The following is a 23,756-nucleotide window of genomic DNA, read 5'->3' as shown; positions in this document are numbered from 1 at the left end:
GTACGAAGATGCGGTCCTACCCCATTTGGGAATGGACCCTATGCGTCGTCGCCAACTTGCTTCATTCGTCATCTGCCTGCTGCCGCTTGTGTTGACGGCGTGTGGCGGGAGAAGTGCTCCAGACCCACGCACTGAAACACCCATGGTCGGGGTCGCGCCCGCGGTGTCGGCGTCTGCACAGACCCTGTCTTTCACTGGTGTCGTGTCTGCCCGCGTGCAGAGCAACCTGGGCTTTCGAGTCTCGGGAAAGGTTTTGCAGCGGCTGGTTGACGCGGGGCAGTCGGTCACGCGGGGCCAGGTGCTGATGCGTATTGATCCGATCGACCTGCGTCTGGATGCGTCCGCGCGGAGCGAATCGGTCGCTGCGGCTCGTGCCCGGGCGAAGCGTGCGATCGACGATGAGGCGCGCTATGAGGGCCTGGTGGCTGCTGGTGCCATTTCGGCATCGACCTACGACCAGATCAAGGCGGCCGCCGATTCCGCCCGGGCCGAGCTCGCCGCTGCCGAAGCGCAGGCGGGTGTCGCGAAGAACTCGGCCGGCTACTCGGAGTTGCGGGCAGATGCCGACGGTATCGTTGTGGATACGTTGGCGGAGCCGGGCCAAGTCGTCAGCGCAGGGCAAGTCGTAGTACGCCTTGCCCATGCCGGCCCGCGGGAGGCGACCGTCGATCTTCCCGAAACGCTGCGACCGGCCATTGGCTCCAAGGCCGAGGCATCGCTTTATGGTCAGTCCCTACTGCCGGCAGCAGCAAGCTTGCGGCAACTCTCGGGTGCCGCAGACCCCCTGACACGCACCTATGAGGCGAAATACGTGTTGGAGGGAGCGCTTGCCAGTGCACCTCTTGGCGCAACGGTGACCGTTCGGATACCTGCCAAGCAGGGAGGCGCGCGTCTCGGCATTCAGGTTCCGATCGGCGCTGTCTTCGATCAAGGAAAGGGCCCTGGCGTCTGGTTGGTGACCGGCAAGCCAGCACTGGTTACGTGGCGCCCGGTCCGCGTGCTCGGTCTGACGGATGCCGCGGCGCTCATCGCCCCCACCCAGAATGGCCTGGTCGCGGGTGATCAGGTCGTGGCTCTTGGCGCCCAGTTGTTGCACGACGGCGAGAAAATCCGGCCCGTATCCCTCGCGACCGAAACGGCGGCGGTTGTTGAGCGCGGGGGTCTGCTGAAATGAGTGGATTCAACCTCTCCGCGCTCGCCGTGCGCGAACGCTCGGTCACGCTTTTCCTGATCCTCCTGATCTCCGTGGCAGGTGTCATCGCCTTCCTCAAGCTGGGGCGTGCGGAAGACCCGCCATTCACGATCAAGCAGATGACCGTCGTTACCGCATGGCCGGGGGCGACCGCTCAGGAAATGCAGGATCAGGTCGCCGAGCCCCTGGAAAAGCGCATGCAGGAGTTGCGCTGGTACGACCACACGGAGACGTACACCCGCCCCGGCCTGGCCTTCACTGTGGTGGAGCTGCGCGACAACACGCCGCCGTCGCAAGTGCAGGAGCAGTTCTACCAGGCACGCAAGAAGATCCATGACGAATCGCCAGACTTGCCGGCGGGCGTCATCGGCCCGATGGTCAACGACGAATATTCGGACGTGACCTTCGCACTGTTCGCCTTGAAGGCCCGGGGGGAACCGCAACGGCTGCTAGTGCGCGAAGCGGAGACCTTGCGCCAGCGCCTGCTTCATGTCGCGGGTGTGGAGAAGGTCAACCTCATCGGCGAACGCCCCGAACGCATCTTTGTGTCCTTCTCCCATGATCGCCTGGCAACGCTGGGCGTCTCGCCACAAGAAATTTTTGCGGCCCTCAACGGCCAGAACCTCCTCACACCGGCGGGCTCCATCGACACCCAGGGGCCGCAAGTCTTCATTCGTCTGGACGGCGCTTTCGACAAGTTGCAGCAGATCCGCGATACGCCGATCGTCGCGCACGGGCGGACGCTCAAGCTGTCGGATGTGGCCGAAGTGAAGCGAGGTTACGAGGACCCGGCGACTTTCCTGGTCCGCAACGACGGTGAACCGGCGCTGTTGCTTGGCATCGTGATGCGTGACGGTTGGAACGGCCTGACCCTGGGCAAGGCGCTGGATCAGGAGGTCGCCAAGATCAACGGCGGATTGCCGCTAGGGGCGAGCCTTACGAAAGTGACCGACCAATCCGTCAACATCAAGTCAGCGACCAATGAGTTCATGGTCAAGTTCTTCGTCGCCTTGCTGGTAGTGATGGTTGTCTGCTTCCTGAGCATGGGCTGGCGTGTCGGTGTTGTGGTCGCAGCGGCCGTCCCGCTGACACTGGCGGGTGTGTTCGTCGTCATGGCCGCTGCGGGAGACAACTTCGACCGCATTACCCTTGGGTCGCTGATCCTGGCCCTAGGACTGCTCGTCGACGACGCCATCATCGCGATCGAGATGATGGTCGTGAAGATGGAGGAAGGCTATAGCCGGGTCCAGGCATCCGCCTATGCGTGGAGCCACACGGCCGCCCCCATGCTGGCCGGCACCCTCGTCACGGTCGTCGGCTTTCTGCCTAACGGCTTCGCTCGCTCCACAGCCGGCGAATACACCCACAACATGTTCTGGATCGTGGGCATCGCGCTGATCACGTCATGGATCGTCGCCGTGGTCTTCACACCATACCTTGGTGTGAAGTTGCTGCCGGACATACCGAAGATCGAAGGTGGCGAGAAGACTATCTACGACACGCCGAACTACAACCGTTTCCGCCGCGTTCTGGGTCGGGTCATCGCTCGCAAATGGTGGGTGGCCGGAGCAGTGGCCGGAATACTCGTGCTGGCCGTCGTCGGCATGGGGCTGGTCAAGAAGCAGTTCTTCCCGACGTCGGACCGGCCGGAAGTGCTTGTCGAGGTGCAGATGCCGTATGGCACCTCGATTGAGCAAACCAGCGCAGCAACGGCCAAGGTCGAAGCCTGGCTGGCGAAGCAAAAGGCGGCAAAGGTCGTCACGTCCTACATCGGCCAGGGTGCCCCTCGCTTTTTCCTGGCGATGGCACCCGAGTTGCCCGATCCGTCGTTCGCTAAAATCGTTGTGCTCACGGGCAACGACAAGGAGCGGGACGCACTCAAGTTTAAGCTGCGCCAGGCCATCGCCGGTGGGCTGGCACCCGAGGCGCGCGTGCGCGTCACCCAGATCGTGTTCGGCCCTCCCTCGCCCTTTCCCGTGGCCTTTCGTGTCATGGGCCCGGACGAAGAGAAACTTCGCGCAATCGCTGCGCAGGTGAAGGCAGTCATGCGCGCCAGCCCGATGATGCGTACGGTCAATACCGACTGGGGCCCGCGCGTTCCCACCTTGCACATCACCCTGGATCAGGATCGGTTACAGGCAGTCGGGCTGAGTTCGAGTGCCGTTGCCCAGCAACTCCAGTTCCTCTTGAGTGGCGTCCCAGTCACTGCCGTTCGCGAGGACATTCGGTCGGCGCAGGTGGTGGCGCGCGCAGCGGGCAACATCCGTCTGGATCCGGCGAAGATCAACGGCTTCACGCTGGTGGGGTCATCGGGGCAGCGCATTCCGCTCTCGCAGGTCGGGTCCGTGAAGGTCCAGATGGAGGACCCCGTTCTTCGCCGGAGAGACCGTACGCCGACCATCACCGTGCGTGGCGACATTGCCACCGGACTGCAGCCACCCGACGTATCGACGGCGGTGCTGAAGCAGCTGCAGCCGATCATCGCCAAGCTGCCGGATGGCTATCGGATCGAAGAAGCGGGCTCCATCGAACAGTCACGCAAGGCAAGCGGAGCCATCGTGCCGCTCCTGCCCATCATGATCGCGGCGACGCTCCTCATCATCATTCTGCAGGTGCGCTCGATCGCAACCATGGTCATGGTGTTTGCGACCAGTCCGCTCGGTTTGATCGGCGTCGTTCCTACCCTGCTGTTGTTCAATCAGCCATTCGGTATCAACGCGCTGGTTGGCCTGATTGCACTCTCGGGCATCGTGATGCGAAACACCCTGATCCTGGTTGGGCAAATCAAGGACAACACAGAAGCCGGACTGGCGCCTTTCGATGCTGTGATCGAGGCCACCGTGCAACGTGCGCGGCCGGTCATCTTGACCGCGCTGGCGGCGATCTTCGCCTTCATTCCCCTGACCCACTCCGTATTTTGGGGAACCCTGGCCTACACACTGATCGGTGGAACCTTTGCAGGAACGATCCTGACCTTGGTGTTTCTTCCGGCCATGTATTCCATCTGGTTCAAGATTCGGCCGGCCCCTGCGCAAGGCTGATCGTTCATCGCCTCACCTCTCCTCTTCGTAAGGGAACCGCCATGTCAACATCAAAAGTAGTTTTGATTACCGGTGTTTCATCAGGCATCGGGCGCGCCGCTGCGATGAAATTCGCTGCCAAGGGATGCCGCGTGTTCGGCACCGTCCGCAACATTGCAACAGCAAAGGTGATACCCGGTGTCACGCTCGTGCAAATGGATATTCGTGACGAGGCTTCCATTGAGCACGGGATCCAGGCGGTCATCACCCAAGCCAAGCGTATCGACGTACTGGTCAACAGCGCGGGGGTAACACTGCTGGGGGCGACGGAGGAAACGTCTATTGCCGAGGCCGAGACGATCTTCGACACCAACCTGTTGGGTCTCCTGCGCACAACCAAGGCCGTGTTGCCGCAGATGCGTGAGCAGCGTGCTGGTCGCATCGTCAATGTGAGTTCAGTGCTCGGCTTTCTACCTGCCCCGTATATGGGGCTGTATTCGGCGTCCAAGCATGCTGTTGAAGGGCTGTCCGAAACCCTGGATCACGAGGTGCGGCAATTCGGCGTGCGCGTCGCGCTGGTCGAGCCCTCCTTCACCAAGACCAATCTGGATCTGAACGCGCCGCAGACAGCCGTCCGGATTGCTGCCTACGACAAGGAGCGAGGCGTCGTCTCCCAAGCGATCCAGAGTGCCGTCCAGAAGGCACCGGAGCCCGACGCCGTCGCCGAAACCATCGTCGATGCCGCCCTGGGGGTATGGAAGATGCGGCGCACGCCGCGTGGAGAAGCCTCCCTCTTGGCCAAGTTGCGTCGCTTCATGCCAGCAGGCCCGGTCGAAAAGGGCTTGAGGAAAACATTTGGCCTCGGCTGAGCGCCCACGCTGGACATTGAGGCTCTCCATCGGCTCCAAGCTTTCCCGGCCGAGGGCAGAGACCTGAAATTTCCGCCAGCCCACTAACGGGTTGAATCACATGCATCGCTTCGGAGCTGATATGTCAAACGATACCGGTGGATTCGAAAGAAGCCTGGAAGGCGTCAGCAAGGTGTCCGTATGGCGACGCATTCTCAACCTGATCATGATGTTCGAATCGCCGCCCTACTTTGAAGGGACCCTCGATTATTTCGAAAAGCGCGTTACCAGCTTGGAGCGTGAGGTAGCCAAGCTCCAGTCTTCTGGTGGGCCGCCAGCCGGGGATGGACCGACGTAGATTGCGCAGATTATTTGAGCTGCCGAAGTCGGTGGTCTTACGTGTATGGCCGGCATCACCTCGCGGTAACAAGGGTTGCTTAATCGCAGACCGTAGCATCGGGCGTGTCGGGCTATCGGGGGAATTCATGAGCGCATCGACAAATAATGACTGGATCGCCCAGCAGCACGCTGCGCGGGAACGCTCAATAGCCGGCGGAGGAAGGCCTGGCCTTGCTCGTGTGGAATTGCTAGCGGGCAAGAGTGGCCTTGAGATACTCCAGGCCATGATGTCGGGGGAGTTGCCATACCCACCGATGAACGAAACCATGAACATGGTGCTGCTGGAAGTCGAACGCGGTCGCGCCGTGTTCCAAGGCATTCCGCTGGGTGTGCACTACAACCCGTTGAGTTCGGTTCATGGCGGCTGGTTTGCCACGTTGCTGGACTCGGCCATGGGGTGCTCGGTTCAGAGCACGCTTCCGCCGGGACGTTCCTACACGACGGCCGAGCTCAGCATAAACATCGTGCGGCCGGCATCGCACAAGACCGGTCCGTTGCGGGCGGTCGCTTCCGTCATTCATGACGGGCGCCAGCTCGCCACGGCAGAGGCCCGCGTCACCGACGCGTCCGGCAAGCTTTACGCACACGCGACCACGACGTGTTTTGTGTTCGACGTAGCACCAGGCTGATGCACGTAGCGCACGCTGACTTCGATGTCATGAATCGTTCCCTGAGTTGGCCACGTGAGCGTCGAGAGCATGTCCGGGAGGTCTCGGATCCTCTGTCCCGGGCTTGAACTGAAAGTCGCTATCACTGCCGAAACGCAGCACCCGTTCAATCAATCGCACTTGCCGTCCGCGGAGTTCTTTGCCGGGCCGGATCTGGTGCGCACACATCAACTAAACCGAGGACCATTCATGCTCATCGCGCGCCATATTCGACTCGCATTGACAGTTGCCATCGCGGGTACGCTGCTCCCTGGTGCAGGTCACGCCGCAGCCTTCCAGCTAAAAGAGAAGAGCGCGAAGGCCCAGGGTCGTGCGTTTGCCGGCTCGATCAGCGCATCAGGCGACGCCTCGGTCATCGCGGACAACCCGGCAGCAATGCGCCTACTTGGGGGGCGAGTGTTCCAAGCGGATCTGTCCGGTATCGACTATTCGGTTCGCTTCCATGGATCTGGTGCGGACACGCTGGGTCGCCCGTTGAGTGGTGGCAATGGCGGCAATGCGGGTGCGACAGCTGCGGTTCCGGCGCTGTACTTCCACATGCCGCTTGGTGCACAGATGCATCTCGGCTTTTCGCTGACGGCGCCGTTTGGCTTCAAGACCGAATACGATCAGTCATGGGTCGGTCGCTATCACGGTATCAAGACGGAGCTCAACGCGGTCGACTTCGGCGCCTCGTTCTCCTACGACATCAACCCATATTTTTCGCTTGGCGGCTCCGTATTCACCGAGCGCGTGGAGGCAAGGCTGAATGATGCGGTCGACTTCGGCGCCATTCTCGCTTCGTCTGGTGTCCCAGGCTTCACCCCCGGAAGCGCGGATGGCCATACGCGCATCGATGCTACCGACAACGCTTTGGGCTACACCGTCGGCGCGCTCTTTACGCCAACGCACGATACCCGCATCGGTCTCGCGTATCGCTCCGAAGTCAACCATAAGGTCAACGACGTCACGGTCAAATTTGACGTTCCGCAGGTGCCCAAGACCATTCTTGCAGCCGCCCGCCCTGGCTGGTTCGTCAACACCACCGCCACCACCGAGCTCAAGCTGCCCGCCATGTGGACCGTCAGCCTCACCCAGCAAATCAATGGCCGCTGGGCTGTCATGGCCGACCTGAGCCGCACTGAGTGGAGCGCGTTCAAGGACATTCGCCTGGACTTTGCGTCGGCTCAGCCAACGCAGAACCTTCATTTCGGTTATCGCGACACAACTTTCGGCGCCATCGGTACCGAATACGCCCTCAGTGCCCGCCTTACCTTGCGTGCTGGCGTGGCCTACGACCAGACGCCGGTGACAAGCAGGACTCGCGATGTCCGGGTACCCGATACAAATCGACGCTGGCTCTCCGTTGGCGCCACATGGAAGGCATCGCCTTCGCTTGAATACAGCGTCGGCTATACGCACCTCTTCCTCGATACCCCAAAAGTTGAATTAACTTCGGTAACCGGAAGCAGCTTGAACGGCTCGTATGACCTCAGCAGTGACGTCATCGCGCTCGCCCTGTCCTATAGCTTCTGAGCGCACCTTCGCAGTTCATCCTTGAGGTCACCCAAGATCCGGTCATTCCTACTTTGTCGATTGCACCCATGAAAGTTTCACGAGGACGACATCGTTACTCTGCATCAGCAGGTCGATCTCATAACGACCGTTGCTGCTGACGGTCACAGTGCGGTTGATGACGGGCAGGTCGCGAGTGAACCGCTCCAGCTTGCGCAGCTGCGATTGATCCAATGTCTTAGGCATGCCCATGTCGATATAGGCGGAATAGGCATCGTTGTGCCGATAGCCCGTGCGGAACGCCTGCAGGTGATAGGTTCCCGCCCTCAGGTGTTCAAAGCGGATATGGGCCGGCGGCGCGGGCGTGGACGGCACCAGTTTCGTGTAGAACGGCCGGTTGCTCACCGATTGCCTTGGCTGCTGCCAATTCCACAGCAGCACCTCGGTATCGCCGCCGCCAGTCGTCGCCATGACCTGGGAGTCGCTGGTGGGAATGACTCGCCCCTCGAGCGCGTTCAGATATTTGTAGGCGAAGAAGGCCGGCTTGCGGATCCCTTCGGGGTTGATCAGGCCGAAGCCGCCCTGAAAAGGCGCGGTGGGCGGTCCGGGCTCCTCGAACAGGTCGGAATAGGTCCAGTAGCTCATGCCCTGGACATCGCCCTCCACCGCCTTGAGGCGCGACAGGATGTAGGGAGCGCTGATATAGGAGTCGTGCACCGCGTCGCGCGGCGTGTAGCTGCTGCTCCATTCGGTGAAGTAAAGCGGCAGCGTTGGAAACGCCGAAGCGGCGATCTGCGCGCGTACCTTTTTGACATCGCCGATGATCGCGTCGGGGTTGGTCGAGAGTTTGGTGTCGCTCTGACCGTGCTCGTCGAGGAAGCCGCCGTCGACGCCGTAGCTGTGCGTCGTGACGAAATCGACCGGGGTATGGTTGGCGGCCGCATGGGCTAGGAATTCCGGAACCCACGCTGCGCCCGCGGTGGCGGGGCCTCCCACCTGAAGATTAGGATCGATCGCCTTGATCGTGCGGGCGGTGAGGTCAAAGAGCCGGAAATAGGCCTGCTGGTCGGCTCCCTGCCAGAAGTCGCCCAGATTGGGCTCGTTCCAGATCTCGAAATACCAGCGGCGCACCTCGGCAGGGCCGTAGCGCGCCTCCAGGTGCCGGATGAAGGCGTCGACCAGATCGTGCCAGCCTTGCGGCCTGGGATGCGAGGTGTTGCCCTTCCAGTAGAAGATCGTCTGGTCCGACGTCGCCAGCGCTTCGGGCGTGAAGCCCAACTCGACGAAGGGCCGGATGCGCTTGCTCAACAGGTCGTCGTAGAGCCGATCGATCTTGCTCCAGTCATAGACCGTCTTGCCGTTGACGGTCCTGACCGTGCCGAGGACATCGTGGAAGATCGCGTGGAAGCGGATATAGCGGAATCCAAGCTCATCGACCGCTGTCCGCAGTTGCGCCTGCGAGTCGGGACGCATCAGCGTCCCCGGGAAGTCTGAGCCCACCGAGAAATTGAAAAAGCGGTCGAGCGGGCGGTCCGCCTTGGCGGTGTCCACGATAACCGTCCGGGAGACCTGCATGGGCATCGCTTTCGGAACCGCGACCGTGGACACGGTCACCAGCGCAGGCAGTACGCCATAGCGCAAGCACTTTCCAAACAGATCCCGCGATCGCATCCTGTGCCACCTCCACGCTTCGGTCGGACGTCCGCCGCATTCTTTCATGTACGGCAGCGCCAGCTGTTCCATCGGCGCGATCAAACAAATAATCACAATGAAGGGTGACCAATTTCGCAACGAAGCCCTCGGGGTGCAGGGATTGCTCCGCGTGATCTGATCGGTGTGCCGCAGTGTGTCGGGGGGAGCTGCTCCGACCAGACGTTCACCGATGGCCAGGGCTGACGAGCCTTGGCCACCCCCGATAACCAACCCTAATCGCTCCTCTCCGGACCGTGTTAGGTTTACCAGCGCTCGCAGTCCCTCAATTTTCCGGAAGGGAGAGTCGCATGCATCTGCGCACGCTTGGCCGCAGTGGGCTTGAGGTATCGGCAATCGGCCTGGGCTGCATGGGGCTGACCCACGCCTATGGCGAGCCCGTCGAAACGAAGGCGGGCATCACCTTGATCCGGGCGGCTGTCGATCGCGGGGTCAGCTTGTTCGACACCGCGGAGATCTACGGGCCGTATACCAACGAGCAGTTGCTGGGTGAGGCGCTGGAGCCCATGCGCGATGAGGTGGTGATCGCCACCAAGTTCGGCTTCGCCGTCGGTGACGCGAGTGTCCGGCGCAGCAACCTCAACAGCCGGCCCGCGCACATCCGGGAAGTCTGCGAGGCTTCACTGGCTCGCCTGAAGACCGACCGAATCGATCTGTTCTACCAGCATCGCGTGGACCCGGACGTGCCCATCGAGGACGTCGCCGGCACGGTCCGCGACCTCATCGCGGAAGGCAAGGTGAAGCACTTCGGCCTGTCGGAGGCTGGCGCGAACACCGTGCGTCACGCACATGCGGTGCAGCCGGTGGCCGTGCTGCAGAGCGAGTACTCGCTGTGGTGGCGTGAACCGGAGGGCGAGCTCCTGCCCGTGCTCGAGGAACTGGGCATCGGGTTCGTGCCGTTCAGTCCTCTTGGACGGGGCTTTCTCACCGGTGCCATCGATGCCGGCACCCAATTCGCCCGGAACGATTTTCGCAACCGACTCCCCCGCTTTGGCGAGGAAGCCCGCAAGGCCAACCAGGCGCTCATCGACGCGCTTGACGGTATTGCACGACGCAAGCGGGCCACCATCGCCCAGGTCGCTCTCGCCTGGCTGTTGGCCAGGAAGCCGTGGATCGTGCCGATCCCTGGTACCACCAGGCTGTCCCGTCTCGAAGAAAACCTCGCTGCGGCCGAGATCGAATTGACCCGCGAAGACCTGCAGGACATCCAGCGTGTGCTGGACAGCGTCCCCGTACACGGCGAGCGCTATCCGGCGCACCTCGAAAAACAAACCCGTCAATAGCTCCGGGGCGCCCGTGCGCTCATGAGGGCCGTGCCCGTGGCGCCCTTCGCGCGGCCAGCGCTGGCTCCCTGGCGTACCTTGTCCGGTGCGGCTCCGAAAGCACTTTTTTCTAACGCGCACGAGCCCATGATGCCGGCCCTTCCTGCGTGAAGCCCACCCCGGGAGCCACCGATGATCTTCACCGTTTTTCTTGTCAGTCCCGATGACGCGAGGATCGAGCACATCGAGGAAGCGCCTGAGTTGCTCGATTACGATGGACGTCCGTTCTCGCTGCGTGGCGGCCCGCGGCGACCGCAGCCGACCGACCGTGTGTGGGACCCCGTCGCCGTGTACGCCCCTGACGAACTGACCGAAGAGGAGTTCCTGGATCTGTTCGAGATCCACAAGAAGCGGGTGCCGGAGCTGAACCTGAAATATTGAGCGGCCGCAACACCGATCGGTGTCACTGCCCTGCCCCGCGGCAGTACCCGGGACGACCGTCCACACCTGGAGAGGCCTTACGTTCCTGATGGGACGGCGGCAGCGCCGGCATCCCTGCTCACACGGCGGGAGCGCTCGCCGTCGACACACACATGGCAAGGCGGAGCGCGCGGTAGGCGTCCACCAGCCCGGCCAGGCCGAAGGCGCGATTGCGCCCGCTCGGATTGGGCAGCACCCAGACGGTACTGCCGTGGATCGTTTCCGGCTGCCGTCCCCACGTGACGGCCGTTCGCCCGGAGAGCGTGCCGTACGCGACCTTGCCGAGAAAGGCGATGCAGCCGGGGCGGTAGCGGGCGATCTTCTGCTCGAGGACGGCGGCGGCGGCGAGAAATTCCGCGGTCGACAGTTCGTCGGCGCGCGCCGTGGGCCGCTCGACCACCGAGGTCAGGCCACACCGGTAGTCCAGCAGCAGGCGGTCGTCCTCGGGGCGCAGCCGTCGGTCGGTAAAACCGGCCAGATGCAGGGTCTGCCAGAAGCGGTTGCCGCGGCCCGCGAAGTGGTGCCCGCTGGCCGCCGCATGCAGGCCCGGGTTGATGCCGCAGAACACCACGGCCAGGCCTTCGGCGAGGAGGTCGGGCAGCGCGTCAGCCATGGCTCGACGCGGCGGTGCGGCCGGCTCCGGGAGTGCTTGCGGGCATGGTGCGCGGGGCCCGCTTATCCGCAGATCACGGCGACGGCCTTTTCGGCGAACCGCCGCAGGTCTGCACGGGAGCTGCCGGCACGCGCCCGGATGGCCATCGTCTGCATCGTGGCGGTGGCGAGCATCGCCAGTGCCTCAGGGTCGGCGCACCGCTTGAGTTCGCCGGTTTCCTGCGCAAGGCGCAGACGCGCGGCGAAGTCGGCATCGAGCTTGCGGAACCCCTCGCTGACCACCTTGCGGGTCTCCGCATCGTGCACCGCTTCGGTGACGGCGGTTCCCACCACGAAGCACCCACGCGCCCGGCCGCGGCCGGAGAAATAGATCGACAGTGCCGCGTCGTAGACGCTCATCAGTGCCTGCTCGAGCGGTCGGTCGCCCTGCAGTGCGTCGCGCATCGCGGCGAGCTTGAGCTCCCAGTACGCGTTCAGTGCCTTCAGGTAGATGGCGCGCTTGTCGCCGAACGCGGCCCGCAGGCTGGGCCGGTTCATGCCGGTCGCCGCGGCGATGTCGTCGAGGGAGGTGCCGGCATAGCCGGTCTTCCAGAAAGCGTCGGTCGCCTGTTGCAGCGCCGCCGCCGGCTCGTAGGCACGCGGTCGCCCGCGGGGCTTGCGTGCGCTCTCGTCTTTTTTTGTCCGATTCTGCATAAAAACCCTTGAAGACCGTCGATGGCGTGAATATTATACGTCTACGTACAAAATTCAACGAACGCCCGGTCCGCCCCGACGGACACCTGCGCCAGGCGCGGCTGCAAGCCGCCGGATCGCGCAGTTCAGTGCGCCACAGCGCACGCAGGACACTCACGGTGGCGATGCCGCCCCTCCACCGCGCCGGCGACGGCGTCACTCACTCGAGATACCGGATCCAGACCATGCATCAGGAAGTCGACGACAACACGAAGGCTCCGGACACAGGGCACGGGCCTGCGGCTGCGACCCGCACGACGAAGGAAAGGCTGCGCTGGCCATTGATGCTTGCCCTGCCGGTGGTGCTGGCGTTGGGCGGTGCCGTCTGGTTCCTCGCCGGCATGCGCTACGTCTCGACGGACGATGCGTTCGTGCGCGCGGCGAGGGACTCGATCAACGCCCGGGTGTCCGGCCAGGTGGTGGAGATCCGGGTGAAGGACAACCAGCGGGTCCGCAAAGGCCAGTTGCTGTTTCGTGTCGATCCGCAGCCGTACCGGATCGCCGTGGCCCAGGCCCAGGCGCGGCTGGCCAGTGCGCGCCTGCAGATCCGGGCGCTGAAGGCGACCTATCGGCAGCAACTGGCCGACTCCCAATCCGCCCACGATGCGGCCGATTTCGACCGGCGCGAATTCGCGCGCAAGAAAGGATTGCTCGCATCGAACTTCGCCTCCCGCGCCGCCTATGAACGCGCCGAGACGGACTTCAAGGTCGCCCGGCAACACCTCGCCTCGGTGCAGCAGCAGGTCGCGCGGACCGTGGCCGGGCTGGACGGCAATCCGGACATCGACGTGGATCGGCATCCGGCGGTACGTGAAGCCCGGGCCCAGCTGGATCGCGCACAACTGGACCTGTCCTACACCAACGTCGTCGCGCCCGATGACGGCATCGTGACCCATGTCGATGACCTCCAGGTGGGCGACTTCGTCCACGGCGGGACGGCGGTGTTCTCGATGATCTCCAGCCGCGACGTGTGGATCGAGGCCAACTTCCGCGAGACCGGCCTGACCCGGATGCGCCCGGGACAGCCCGCGACCGTGGAGGTGGACGCCTATCCCGGGCACCCGTTCCGCGCCCACGTGGTCAGCATGAGTCCCGGTACCGGGTCGGATCTCTCGGTGCTGCCGCCGGAGAACGCCACCGGCAACTGGGTGAAGGTGGTCCAGCGCCTGCCAGTGCGCCTCGAACTCGATGCCTCCGATGCGCGCTGGCCGCTGTATTCCGGCATCAGCGTGACCGCACGGGTGGATACCCGGGCGCAACGGACTCCGGCCGGGACCGTCGCGGACGCACGCCTGTGAGCACGTCCCCTGCCCCGGGCACGACGTCGGTTGGCCATCGCGCCATCGTCGCCGCCGCCCTGCTCGCGACCTATATGCAGGCGGTCAACATTTCGCTGCCGAATGCCGCGGTGCTGCACATCCAGGGCGGCCTGTCGATGACCGACGACGAGATCGGCTGGGTCTTCACCTCCTACATCGCGGCCAGCGCCATCGTCATGCCGCTGATGCACTGGCTGGCTGCGCGGTTCGGGCGCAAGACCGTGTTCCAGACGTCCATCGTGCTGTTCGGCATGGCGCTGGTGCTCGACACGCTGGCAACGACACCGCTGCAGTTCGTGGCCGCGCGCATCTTCCAGGGGGCCGCGGGCGCGACGCTCGCGCCCCTGTCCATGGCGATCCTGCTCGACGAGCTGCCGCCGTTGCGGCACGGGCGGATCGGCATGGTGTGGAGCGTGACCTCGCTGCTCGGCATCCTCAGCGGGCCGGGCATCGGGGGCTGGCTCAGCGAGACCTGCGGCTGGCATGCGCTGTTCTGGTTCAGCCTGCCGATGGTCGCGTTCATCCTGCCGGCCATGGGGCTGTACCTGCCCGAAAAGAAATTCGCCAAGGGTCCACCACTCGACGTCTTCGGGCTGCTCACTTTCACCCTGGGCGTCGCGGGGCTGCAGATGCTGCTCGATCGCGGCGAGCGGCTGGAATGGTTCGCCTCGACCGAGATCCGGGTGGAAGCCGTCGTCTCGGCGCTGGGCTTCTACCTGTACATCGTGCACGCGCTGACGCGGCGGGAGCACTTCCTCAACAAGGCGCTGTTCCGGGACCGCAATTTCGGGCTCAGCGCGATCATCTTCTTCGCCTTCGGCTTCGTGCTGTTGCCGACGCTGGCGCTGACCTCGCCGATGCTGGAGGAACTGCTCGGCTACCCCGCCGACACCGCCGGCTACCTCACGATTCCACGCGGCGCCGCGCTGATCGGCGCGTTGATGCTGACCTGGCGCGCGCCCCGGGTGATCGACAATCGGCTGCTGGTGGCCTTCGGCATGGCGCTGGTGATCTATGCCAACTGGCGCATGCTCGGTTACTCGCCGCTGATGGATGGCATGCCGGTGATGGTCGCCGGTGCACTCCAGGGTGCGGGCCTCGGCATGATGATGCCCGCGCTCACGCGGGAAGCCTTCGGCACGCTGGACCCGACGTTCCGTGCCGAGGGCACGGTGCTGTTCAACCTGTCGCGGCTCTATGGCAGCACGATCGGCGTCGCGATCGTGCAGATCTACTTCTACAACAACACCCAGGCCATGCACCTGGCGCTCGCCAGGCATCTGCGGCCCTACGGCGTCGCCGCGCAGGCGACCGGCCCGCTCGCTGGGACGGCGCTCGGCGCTGTCAACGAGATGGTCACCGGCCAGGCTGCACTGATCGCGGTGATCGGCCAGTTCAAGCTGCTGATGCTGGTGATGCTCGCGGCCAGCCCGCTCGTCCTGTTCCTCCGCAAACCCCGCCAACGCCTCTGACAGGCCGGAGCCGCGCATGAAACCGTTTGGATCATCCCTTTCCTGGCGCGTCGCCCAGGCGGCGCTGTTTGCCACCCCGGCCCTGCTCCTGTCCGCCTGCATGGTCGGCCCCGACTTCTCGCGACCGGCCGCACCCGCCTCGCGCCACTACGACCTGCAGGCCGAACGGGCGCTCACCGCGCCGGGCGTGCCAGGCAGCGCGCAGCGCATCGACGCGGATCGCGCGCCCACCGACGACTGGTGGACAGTGCTCGGCTCGCCGAAGCTGGACCAGCTCATGCGCCAGGCGGTCGCCGGCAACCTGGACCTCGACGCTGCCGATGCGACCATCGCCCAGGCGAACGAAGCCGTCGCCGCGGCCGGTGGTGCGCTGCTGCCGCAGCTGGATATCGCCGCCCAGGGCGGGCGCCAACGCACGGGGCACGGAACCACCACACAGTACGCGGTCGGCCCGCAGGTCAGCTTCGACTTCGACCTCTTCGGCGACAACCGCCGGCGGATCGAGGAGCAGACGGCGCTGGCCGAGCTGCAGCGTCATCGATTCGATGCCGCCTACCTGACCGTGACCGGCGATGTCGCCCGCCAGGCCATCCTGCTCGCCTCCGCGCGGGCACAGATGGGCGCGCTCGACGAGCTGCTGGCGGACGACCGCAGGAACCTCGAGCTGGTGCGCTCCGCCGAGCGCTACGGCAGCGCGACCCAGGTGGATGTCGCGCTCGCGCTGAATCAGCTCGCGCAGGACCAGACCTTGCTGCCGCCACTGGCGCAGCAGCGGGATACGGCGCGGCACGCGCTGTCCGTGCTTGCGGGGAAAGGTCCCGCCGACTGGATGCCGCCGGACTTCGCGCTGTCCGATTTCGCGCTGCCGGCCGAGCTTCCCCTCACCCTGCCCTCCGAGCTCGCGCGTCGACGCCCGGACATCCTCGAGGCCGAGGCCGAACTGCATGCGACGAGCGCGGCAATCGGCGTCGCCACGGCGGACCTCTATCCGCACCTGCAGCTCTCCGCATCGGTGAGCCGGGCCGGGCCGGGCGCAGGCACGCTTTGGGGTGTCGCCGGGGCGTTGACCGCACCGCTCTTCCACGGCGGTACCCTCAAGGCGAACCGCCGCGGCGCCGTCGACGCCTACCAGGCCAGCTTCGCGGTCTACCGGCAAACGGTGATCCGCTCGCTGGGCCAGGTAGCCGACCTGCTGCAGGCGATCAATCACGACAACGAGGAATACGCGGCGCAGCAGCGCGCATTGAACGCAGCGGAAACCGGCCTGCGGATCAGCCAGGCGGGCTTCCAGGCGGGCGAGACCGGGCTGCTGCAGGTACTCGACGCCCAGCGGGCCTACCAGCGCGCCTTGATCGGGCAGCTCCGCGCAAAGACGGCGCAGTACCTCGACACGGCGCAGCTCTCCGTCGCACTGGGTGGCCATTCCGATGGCGCTCTTGCGCGCAGGATGGCCCACGACAACGAATGATGACCTGGAGAACCGACATGCAAACTGCAGAACATCTTTATGAGACCACCCTCCCGTTGGCCAACGGAACCGGAACGCTGCCCGCGGTCGGCTTCGGCACCCTGATCCGCGACCCCGTCGCGGCAAGGCAGGCGATCAAGGTGGCGCTGGAGACCGGCTTTCGCCATCTCGACTGCGCCGAGCTCTATTGCAACGAAGACATCGTCGGCCAGGCGATGCGCGAGGCCTTCGATGCCGGCACGGTGAAGCGCGAGGATCTGTTCGTCACCACCAAGCTGTGGAACAACAATCACCGGCCGGAGCGGGTCGGCCCCGCGCTCGAGGCGAGTCTCAAGCGCCTGCAGCTCGACTACGTGGATGGCTACCTCGTCCACACGCCCTACGCCTTCCGGCCCGGCGACGAACAGTATCCGACCGACGAGGACGGCCAGCCCGCGTACGACCGGGAAGTGACGCTGGTGGAGACATGGCGGGCGATGGAGCGGCTCGTCGACGAGGGCAAGTGTCGCTTCATCGGCCTTTCCGACATCCGCCTGGAGCGGCTGAAGGAGATCGTCGCGGTGGCGCGGATCATGCCTGCCGTGGTGCAGGTGGAATGCCACCCCTACCTGCCCGAGTGGGAGCTGCTGGAGTACTGCCAGGCCCACGGCATCGTGCTGCTCGCGTTCGCCCCGCTGGGCCACGGCATGGAACCGCGGATCACCGACGACCCGGTGATCAAGGCCATCGCGAAGCGGCTCGACAGGACGCCGGCGCAGGTGGCACTGGCCTGGGCCGTGCAGCGTGGCAGTGCGTTGCTGACCACCTCGACCAACCCCGAGCACATCCGGGAGAACTTCGCGATCTCGCCCTTGCCCGAAGACGCCATGCAGGCGATGCGCAGCGGCATCGAGACGACGTTCCGGCTGAATGCCGTGGTCGATACCGGCGTACCGGGATTCGTTCCCAAGGCCGGCTGATGCGGCCACCGATGCGGCCGTCGAGGCCGCATCGGTGTCAGGTTGCAGGCTGCACATCCGGCAGCAGAAGGGCTGGACGCCCTGGCCTGCCGCGCGGGCAAGCCGTCGGCCAGGACCGCCGCGGTGGGCGGAGCCGGTGGGCTAACCCTCGTAGCGCAGCACGACCATCTTGTCCTGGGACATGTCTTCCATCGAATACGGGATGCCGCCCACGCCGTAGCCCGATTGCCGGCGACCGGCGAACGGCATCCAGTCGGTGCGGAACGCGGTGTGGTCGTTGACCAGCACCGTGGACGCATCCAGGCGCCGGGCGGCGCGCATCGCCGGGGCGATATCCGAGGAGAACACGCTGGCCTGGAAGGCGAAGGGCAGCGCGTTGGCGGCGTCGATGGCCTGGTCGAGATCCCGGTAGCCGTAGACGCAGGTGACCGGGCCGAATATCTCCAGCTGCGACACCTTCGCTTCCGTCGGCGAATCGAGCAGCACGGCCGGGGCGAGCGTGGTCTCGGACAGGCGCCCGCCACCCACGATCGTCGCGCCGGCGGACACCGCCTCCTCCGTCCACGACAGCACGCGATCTGCCTCACGCGGCGCGATCAGCGGGCCCATCTCGGTGCGTTCGAGCAAGGGGTCGCCCACCCGCAGTGCCTGGACACGGGCGGCCAGTCGCTCGATGAAGCCGTCCGCGATATCCGCATGCACGAAGATGCGCTGGGTGGAAACGCAGACCTGGCCGGCGTGGTAGTAACCGCCCTTCACGATCGGCTCGATGATCGTATCGAGCGGCGCGCTGCGATCGACGATGACCGGCGCGGCGCCGCCATGCTCGAGCGCGCAGCGCGTCCCGGCAGGCAGCTTGCTGCGCAGATACCAGCCGACCTTGGCCGAGCCGATGAAACTCAGGAACGCCACCCGCGGGTCGGTGGCCAGACGCTCGGCCAGCGCGTTGTCGTCGGTGATGAAGGTCTGGCACCACGCCTCGTCGAGCCCGGCCTCGTGCAGCAGCTCCACCAGGCCGAGGCACGACAACGGGGTGACCGCGGCCGGCTTCACGATGACCGGGCAACCGACGGCGATCGCCGGTGCCACCTGGTGAACGATGAGGTTCAGCGGATGATTGAACGCGGAGATGGCCGCGACCACCCCGATCGGTTCCTTGGTGGTGAAGGCCCAGCGTCCTTCGCTGGCCGGCGTCAGACCCATCGGGATCTCGCGGCCCGCGAACGTCCGGATCGCCTCGGCCGCGTTGCGCAAGCCGTCGACAGCCCGGATCACCTCCACGGTCGCATCCACCAGCGGCTTGCCGCCTTCCTGGGCGATCAGCCGGGCGAAATGGCCCTGCCGTGCCTGCAGCAATTCGGCGGTACGCAGCAGCACGGCACTGCGTTGATGGGGCTTCAGCCACGCGTCGCGGTTGCGCAGCGTGCGGCTGGCCGTGGCGAGCCTGGCTTCGAGGGCGGCAGCATCGTCGACGGCAATCTCGGTAATCACCGCGCGGTCGAATGCCTGCACTACCTGCAGAGGGCGTGTCATGGTCAGGCCTCCTTCTGGATGGGCAGGCGCTGCTGCAACTCGTCGACCAGCACGCGCTTGTTTTCCGAATAGTCGATGGGCACCACGACGAGCTGCACGCCGCCGTCGGTGAACGCCTTTTCCAGCGTGGGGCGCAGTTCGTCGATCGTTTCCACCCGGGTGCCGGTCGCGCCATACGCCTTCGCGTAGGTCACGAAATCCGGGTTGTCGAAGGTCATGCCGTAGTCGGGGAACGCATCGACCGCCTGCTTCCAGCGGATCATGCCGAACGCCCGGTCCTCGATGATCAGCACCACCAGGTCGAGCTTGAGCCGGACGGCGGTTTCCAGCTCCTGGCTGTTCATCATGAAACCGCCGTCGCCGCAGACGGCCATCACCCGGCGCTCGGGATACAGCATCGCGGCCATGATGGCCGAGGGCAGGCCCGCGCCCATGGTCGCCAGCGCGTTGTCGAGCAGAAGCGTGTTGGCGACCTGCGTGCGGTAGTTGCGCGCGAACCAGATCTTGTACATGCCGTTGTCGAGGGCGAGGATGCCGTCGGCCGGCATCACCTCGCGCACGTCGTGCACCAGCCGCTGCGGCGTGAAGCGATCCTCGGTGGCGCGTGCAGCAATCCGGCTCAGGATGCCCTCGCGCAGCGGCAACAGCGCCTGCGCGTTGGGGATGTTCCCTTCGACGCGATCGGCCAGTTGCCGCAGCGACGGACCGAGGTCGCCGACCACCTCGGCCTGGGGAAAGTAGATCTGCTCGACATGCGCGGGCTCGTAGCCGATGTGCACGACCTTCGGCCCTTTGGCGCCCATCAGGAACGGCGGCTTCTCGACCGTGTCGTGACCGATGGTGACGATCAAGTCCGCCCGCTCGATCGCCTCGTGCACATAGTCCCGCTCGGAAAGCGCCGCGGTGCCCATGTAGAGCTCGCTGCCGCCGGGTACCGTGCCCTTGCCCATCTGCGTGGTGAAGTACGGGATGCCGGTGCGCAGGACGAACGTTGCGAGATCGGACGAGGAGCGCGGACGCGACGCTGCCGCGCCCAGCATCAGCAGCGGGGCCTGCGCCTGCATGATCAGCTGCGCCGCGCGTTCGATGGACTCGGTGCTCGCGACGGGGAGCTCGATCGGATGCGCCGGAATCTGCGCGGTCTCCTCGCAGGACTCTGCGGCGATGTCTTCGGGCAGTTCCAGCAGCACCGGCCCGGGCCGCTCCTCCGCGGCGACGCGGAACGCCTCGCGCACCATGGCGGGAATCATGGTGGGCGAGACGATCTGCCGCGACAGCTTGGTCAGCGGCTTCATCGTGGCGATCACGTCGACGATCTGGAACCGCGCCTGCCTCGATGAGCGGATCGCCTTCTGGCCGGTGATCATGATCATCGGCATGGCGCCGAGCAGCGCGTATCCCGCACCCGTCGCGAGGTTCAGCGCGCCGGGGCCGAGCGTGGTGATGCACACCCCCGGCTTGCCGGTGAGCCGGCCGTAGGTCGCCGCCATGAAGGCCGCGGCCTGCTCGTGCCGGGTCAGCACCAGCTGGATCGACGATCGGCGAATGGACTCGACCAGGTCGAGATTTTCCTCGCCGGGGATGCCGAAGATGCGCTCCACGCCCTCGTTCTCGAGCGCGGCGACGAACAGATCCGAAGCTTTCAACATGACCTATCTCCACGATAGCCAGGCGACCCGGTGTACTTCATGCGAGCCGCCGCCGGTGATCCCGGCATGAACCGTCAGCCCGACGGCGTACAGACCAGCTCGATACGGGCGCCGCCGGGCTCCCGAATCATGCAGTGCACCCTGGGTCCCTTGCCCACCGGCTCGGGCGCGAACTCGACCACGGCATCCGGCCAGGCCGAGACGCGCGCGTGGAGTTCCGAAAGGACATCGAGGTCCGCGATCTTCAGGGCCAGATGATGCAGGCCGATGTTCCGGCGCCGGTCGAACGCGACGCGGTCGCCATCGGCCTGCCACAGGGTCACCCGCGTCGCGCCGTCGGAGACGAAAACGGCCGGGTAGGCGGGATTCTCGCCCACCACCTTCCATCCCAGGCACTCGACGAAAAAGCGGCGGGAGCGCTCGATGTCGCTCACGGTGAGGCCGACATGGTCGACACCGAGGGTGTAGGGATTCATGTCTGCCACGGACCGTACTCCTGCATGATGGCCGGACCGCATGCCCGGCCGAAATCGCCGACAACATTACGCCGCCGCTGAGACCAAACGAATAGCCGACATTCGGCAGACACTGTTGCGCATACCGGAAGAATGCCGCGCTACGGCGCGATGCCTTTTGTGCGGTACCGCCATCCATGTGCAGCGTCCACCGCAAGTGCCGCCACCAGCGCCAGACTGCCAAGCGCGAACAGCAGCGTGTAGCTGCCATCCCTTCCGAACAGGTAGGACATCCCGTAGGCCGCCGTGGCCTGCAGCACCGCGAAGCTTGTGGTTGCCCGGCTCCACGCGGCGCGTTGCTGCGCGGGATGGTGGGGCAGCAGCTCGTGGATGCGGCCAAGGGCGAGCGGCACGATGCCCGGGGTGAAGGCGCCCACCACGACGCTGGACACTATCAGTGCGCTCGCGCCCTGCCCCAGCGCCGGCAACGCCACGGCCGCCGCTTCGACCAGGAACGCCACGCGCAGCGCACGACCGAAGCCGATGCGATCGGCCAGATGCCCGGCAAGCACCGGCCCGACCAGCGCACCCAACCCGAACAGCACCCAGTAGCCGGACCCGACCTGCACGCCCTGATGCAGGCCTCGCGCAACGAAGTCGACCAGGAAGAGCATGTGCGGCACCAGCCCGACCGCGTTCAATGCGTATTCGACGTACAGCGCGCGAAGCGCCGTGGACTGGCCGGCTGCGTCCGCAGCGTCGTCGGCCTGGGATGCGGCCTGCGCGGCGCCGTCGGGCCAGCTCCTCCATATCATCGCGGTGAGCACCAGCGACAGGCCGCCAAGTCCCAGCCAGGTTGCCGCGAGGCCCTGCCGGATCAACAGCGGCACCACCGTGCCGGAGGCCGCGATGCCGGCACCGACCCCCATGAAGATGACACCGCTGGCCAGGCCGCGGCGGTGCGGTGGGATGTGGTGCAGCACGGTCGTCGCCGCCAGCACCATCAGCACGCCACCGGCCAGGCCGGAGGCGAAGCGCCACACGAAGAACCACGCAAACGACAATGGCCACGCGCAGGCTGCCAGAGCGAGCGAGGCGAGCAGCATCATCCCGTTGATCGCCGCGCGGGGACTTGTGGCCCGCGCCATGGGCCGGGCGGACACGGCTCCTGCCAGGTAGCCGGCAAGGTTCGCCGCCCCCAGGTAGGCCGCGCTGGAGGCGGCGAACCAGCGGGCGCTCACCAGTGCGGGCAGCAACGGGGTATAGGCGAAGCGCGCGAAACCGATGCCGACCAGGCTCGCGCAGAACCCCGCCAGGGTGACCCGCCAGGGCGAAACCGGATGCATGTCCATGGATGTCGACACGTGAGATCTCCCAGCCCGGCGGAGCGAACCCTGCCGGGCCTGTCGAGGTACGGAGCCTGGCCGCGGGGCGGCCGACGCGGGAGCCGCTACTTCTTCGCGCCCGCCAGCTGTCTGCGGTATTCGAGTGCGGGGAGCCCGCCCCAACCCCAGTTGTCGGTGTCCACTTCGTCGATGACCACGAAGGTCGACGTCACGGGTTTGTTGAGTACGTTCAGCAGGAGCTCGCTGACGCCCTTGATGAGCGCGGCCTTCTCCTCGGCGGTCGCCGCATCGCGGCCCGGAGCGGTTCCCTCACGGGTAATCTGGATGTTTACGTAAGGCATGATCGTGTCCTCGATGGGGGCCTGGGGCGAGCGGCGAGCCGCCCGCCCCAGGCTTTACCTGGCAACTCAGTGACCGGCGCTCTGGCCACCGTCGACGTGCAGGATCTCGCCGGTGACGAACCCGGCCGAATCCAGATACAGCACGCCGTTGACGATGTCGGCGATGTCGCCCATCCGACCCACCGGGTGCAGGCCGGCGAGCGCGCCGTGCGTCTCCGGCGCATGCATCGGCGTCTTGATCACGCCGGGCGAGACCGCGTTCACGCGCACGCCGCGCTTGGCGTACTCGATCGCCAGCGACTTGGTCGCGGCATTGAGGCCACCCTTGGTGAGTGCGGCCAGCACCGACGGGACACCGTCGATGGCGTGGTCGGTCAGGCTGGTGGTGATGCTCACGACGTGGCCACTGCCCTGCTTCTCCATCTCCGCGATGGCCAACTGGGTGATGTGGAAGAAGCCGTCGAGGTTGACCGCCAGGTTGTTCGCGTAGTCCTCCAGCGTGAAGCTGGTGAACGGCTTGGCGGTGAAGATGCCGGCGTTGTTGACCAGCGTGTCGATGCGACCGAACTGGGTCAGCGCTTCGGCGATGATCCGTTGCGCCACCGAGCGGTCGGCGATGTCGCCCGCTATGGCGAGGACGCCAGGGTCACTGGACGGCTGGATGGAACGGGCGTTGACGACCACGCGGTAATCGCGGTCACGGAATGCCTTGACCAGGCCCGCGCCGATACCGCGGGATGCGCCGGTCACGATGGCGACTTTCTGTTGATTGTTCATGGGATGCGTCTCCGGAAATG

At 65.5% G+C, this 23,756-nt stretch carries 21 protein-coding genes; 12 read left to right on the top strand and 9 right to left on the bottom strand.

Features of this window, described 5'->3' with window-relative positions:
- The first annotated feature begins 40 nt into the window (after positions 1 to 40).
- From ISP17_RS13355 to ISP17_RS13330, 6 genes are all read left to right on the top strand, one after another.
- Positions 41 to 1,174 carry an efflux RND transporter periplasmic adaptor subunit gene (locus ISP17_RS13355; protein ID WP_404633904.1) on the top strand — a complete coding sequence of 378 codons (1,134 nt, stop codon included), beginning with the start codon at positions 41 to 43 and terminating at the stop codon, positions 1,172 to 1,174.
- Positions 1,171 to 4,233, top strand: coding sequence for an efflux RND transporter permease subunit (locus ISP17_RS13350; protein WP_404633902.1), 3,063 nt, complete (start codon positions 1,171 to 1,173; stop codon positions 4,231 to 4,233). Before ISP17_RS13355 ends, ISP17_RS13350 begins: the two co-directional genes overlap by 4 nt.
- A gap of 41 nt (positions 4,234 to 4,274) precedes the next feature.
- Positions 4,275 to 5,081 carry an oxidoreductase gene (locus ISP17_RS13345; protein ID WP_404633900.1) on the top strand — a complete coding sequence of 269 codons (807 nt, stop codon included), beginning with the start codon at positions 4,275 to 4,277 and terminating at the stop codon, positions 5,079 to 5,081.
- 121 nt (positions 5,082 to 5,202) lie between these two features.
- Positions 5,203 to 5,418: a hypothetical protein gene (locus ISP17_RS13340; RefSeq protein WP_404633898.1), complete on the top strand. Its 216-nt coding sequence runs from the start codon at positions 5,203 to 5,205 to the stop codon at positions 5,416 to 5,418.
- Positions 5,405 to 6,088: a PaaI family thioesterase gene (locus ISP17_RS13335; RefSeq protein WP_404634324.1), complete on the top strand. Its 684-nt coding sequence runs from the start codon at positions 5,405 to 5,407 to the stop codon at positions 6,086 to 6,088. The genes ISP17_RS13340 and ISP17_RS13335 overlap by 14 nt, the downstream gene beginning before the upstream one ends.
- A 228-nt stretch (positions 6,089 to 6,316) precedes the next feature.
- Positions 6,317 to 7,642: an outer membrane protein transport protein gene (locus tag ISP17_RS13330; RefSeq protein ID WP_404633896.1), complete on the top strand. Its 1,326-nt coding sequence runs from the start codon at positions 6,317 to 6,319 to the stop codon at positions 7,640 to 7,642.
- Positions 7,643 to 7,690: 48 nt separating this feature from the next.
- On the opposite strand, the gene ISP17_RS13325 is transcribed toward ISP17_RS13330, so the two are convergent.
- Positions 7,691 to 9,292 (bottom strand): GH39 family glycosyl hydrolase, encoded by a 1,602-nt coding sequence (locus tag ISP17_RS13325; protein WP_449757875.1) that lies wholly within the window; start codon positions 9,290 to 9,292, stop codon positions 7,691 to 7,693.
- Positions 9,293 to 9,621: 329 nt separating this feature from the next.
- Between ISP17_RS13325 and ISP17_RS13320 the strand changes: the two genes are divergently transcribed.
- Both ISP17_RS13320 and ISP17_RS13315 read left to right on the top strand, forming a co-directional pair.
- On the top strand, positions 9,622 to 10,614 hold the full coding sequence (locus tag ISP17_RS13320; RefSeq protein ID WP_404633894.1) for an aldo/keto reductase: 993 nt from the start codon (positions 9,622 to 9,624) through the stop codon (positions 10,612 to 10,614).
- A 171-nt stretch (positions 10,615 to 10,785) separates the two neighbouring features.
- Positions 10,786 to 11,034, top strand: a complete 249-nt coding sequence (locus ISP17_RS13315) for a hypothetical protein (protein WP_404633892.1) — start codon at positions 10,786 to 10,788, stop codon at positions 11,032 to 11,034.
- 118 nt (positions 11,035 to 11,152) lie between these two features.
- On the opposite strand, the gene mug is transcribed toward ISP17_RS13315, so the two are convergent.
- Both mug and ISP17_RS13305 read right to left on the bottom strand, forming a co-directional pair.
- Positions 11,153 to 11,686, bottom strand: coding sequence for a G/U mismatch-specific DNA glycosylase (mug, locus tag ISP17_RS13310; RefSeq protein ID WP_404633890.1), 534 nt, complete (start codon positions 11,684 to 11,686; stop codon positions 11,153 to 11,155).
- 62 nt (positions 11,687 to 11,748) lie between these two features.
- On the bottom strand, positions 11,749 to 12,378 hold the full coding sequence (locus ISP17_RS13305) for a TetR/AcrR family transcriptional regulator (RefSeq protein WP_404633888.1): 630 nt from the start codon (positions 12,376 to 12,378) through the stop codon (positions 11,749 to 11,751).
- A gap of 8 nt (positions 12,379 to 12,386) precedes the next feature.
- Here ISP17_RS13305 and ISP17_RS13300 point away from each other — a divergent pair, with 8 nt between their 5' ends.
- From ISP17_RS13300 to ISP17_RS13285, 4 genes are read left to right on the top strand one after another with little or no spacing between them, the layout of a single operon-like run.
- On the top strand, positions 12,387 to 13,715 hold the full coding sequence (locus ISP17_RS13300) for an HlyD family secretion protein (protein WP_404633886.1): 1,329 nt from the start codon (positions 12,387 to 12,389) through the stop codon (positions 13,713 to 13,715).
- On the top strand, positions 13,712 to 15,208 hold the full coding sequence (locus ISP17_RS13295; RefSeq protein ID WP_404633884.1) for a DHA2 family efflux MFS transporter permease subunit: 1,497 nt from the start codon (positions 13,712 to 13,714) through the stop codon (positions 15,206 to 15,208). The genes ISP17_RS13300 and ISP17_RS13295 overlap by 4 nt, the downstream gene beginning before the upstream one ends.
- Before the next feature lie 16 nt (positions 15,209 to 15,224).
- On the top strand, positions 15,225 to 16,676 hold the full coding sequence (locus ISP17_RS13290; protein WP_404633882.1) for an efflux transporter outer membrane subunit: 1,452 nt from the start codon (positions 15,225 to 15,227) through the stop codon (positions 16,674 to 16,676).
- Positions 16,676 to 17,635, top strand: a complete 960-nt coding sequence (locus ISP17_RS13285; RefSeq protein ID WP_404633880.1) for an aldo/keto reductase — start codon at positions 16,676 to 16,678, stop codon at positions 17,633 to 17,635. The genes ISP17_RS13290 and ISP17_RS13285 overlap by 1 nt, the downstream gene beginning before the upstream one ends.
- Positions 17,636 to 17,776: 141 nt before the next feature.
- Here the strand turns inward: ISP17_RS13285 and ISP17_RS13280 are convergent, their stop codons facing one another.
- The 6 genes from ISP17_RS13280 to ISP17_RS13255 all read right to left on the bottom strand — a co-directional run bounded on the left by ISP17_RS13280 (position 17,777) and on the right by ISP17_RS13255 (position 23,736).
- Entirely contained in the window at positions 17,777 to 19,168 is a 1,392-nt protein-coding gene (locus ISP17_RS13280; protein WP_404633878.1) for an aldehyde dehydrogenase family protein, read from the bottom strand.
- Positions 19,169 to 19,170: 2 nt separating this feature from the next.
- Positions 19,171 to 20,817 (bottom strand): acetolactate synthase large subunit, encoded by a 1,647-nt coding sequence (locus tag ISP17_RS13275; protein WP_404633876.1) that lies wholly within the window; start codon positions 20,815 to 20,817, stop codon positions 19,171 to 19,173.
- A gap of 74 nt (positions 20,818 to 20,891) precedes the next feature.
- Complete coding sequence (locus tag ISP17_RS13270; protein ID WP_404633874.1) at positions 20,892 to 21,293, bottom strand: VOC family protein; 402 nt, start codon at positions 21,291 to 21,293, stop codon at positions 20,892 to 20,894.
- A 140-nt stretch (positions 21,294 to 21,433) separates the two neighbouring features.
- On the bottom strand, positions 21,434 to 22,624 hold the full coding sequence (locus tag ISP17_RS13265; protein ID WP_404633872.1) for a YbfB/YjiJ family MFS transporter: 1,191 nt from the start codon (positions 22,622 to 22,624) through the stop codon (positions 21,434 to 21,436).
- Positions 22,625 to 22,722: 98 nt separating this feature from the next.
- Entirely contained in the window at positions 22,723 to 22,959 is a 237-nt protein-coding gene (locus tag ISP17_RS13260) for a tautomerase family protein (protein WP_377319319.1), read from the bottom strand.
- Between the two features lie 66 nt (positions 22,960 to 23,025).
- Positions 23,026 to 23,736 (bottom strand): SDR family NAD(P)-dependent oxidoreductase, encoded by a 711-nt coding sequence (locus ISP17_RS13255; protein ID WP_404633870.1) that lies wholly within the window; start codon positions 23,734 to 23,736, stop codon positions 23,026 to 23,028.
- Positions 23,737 to 23,756: the final 20 nt, after the last annotated feature.

Origin of the sequence: Dyella ginsengisoli, from assembly GCF_044904665.1 — a bacterium.
Lineage (GTDB): Bacteria > Pseudomonadota > Gammaproteobacteria > Xanthomonadales > Rhodanobacteraceae > Dyella_A > Dyella_A ginsengisoli.
Note: the sequence above shows the minus strand (reverse complement) of the source record. Positions and strands in the feature narration are given on the sequence as shown.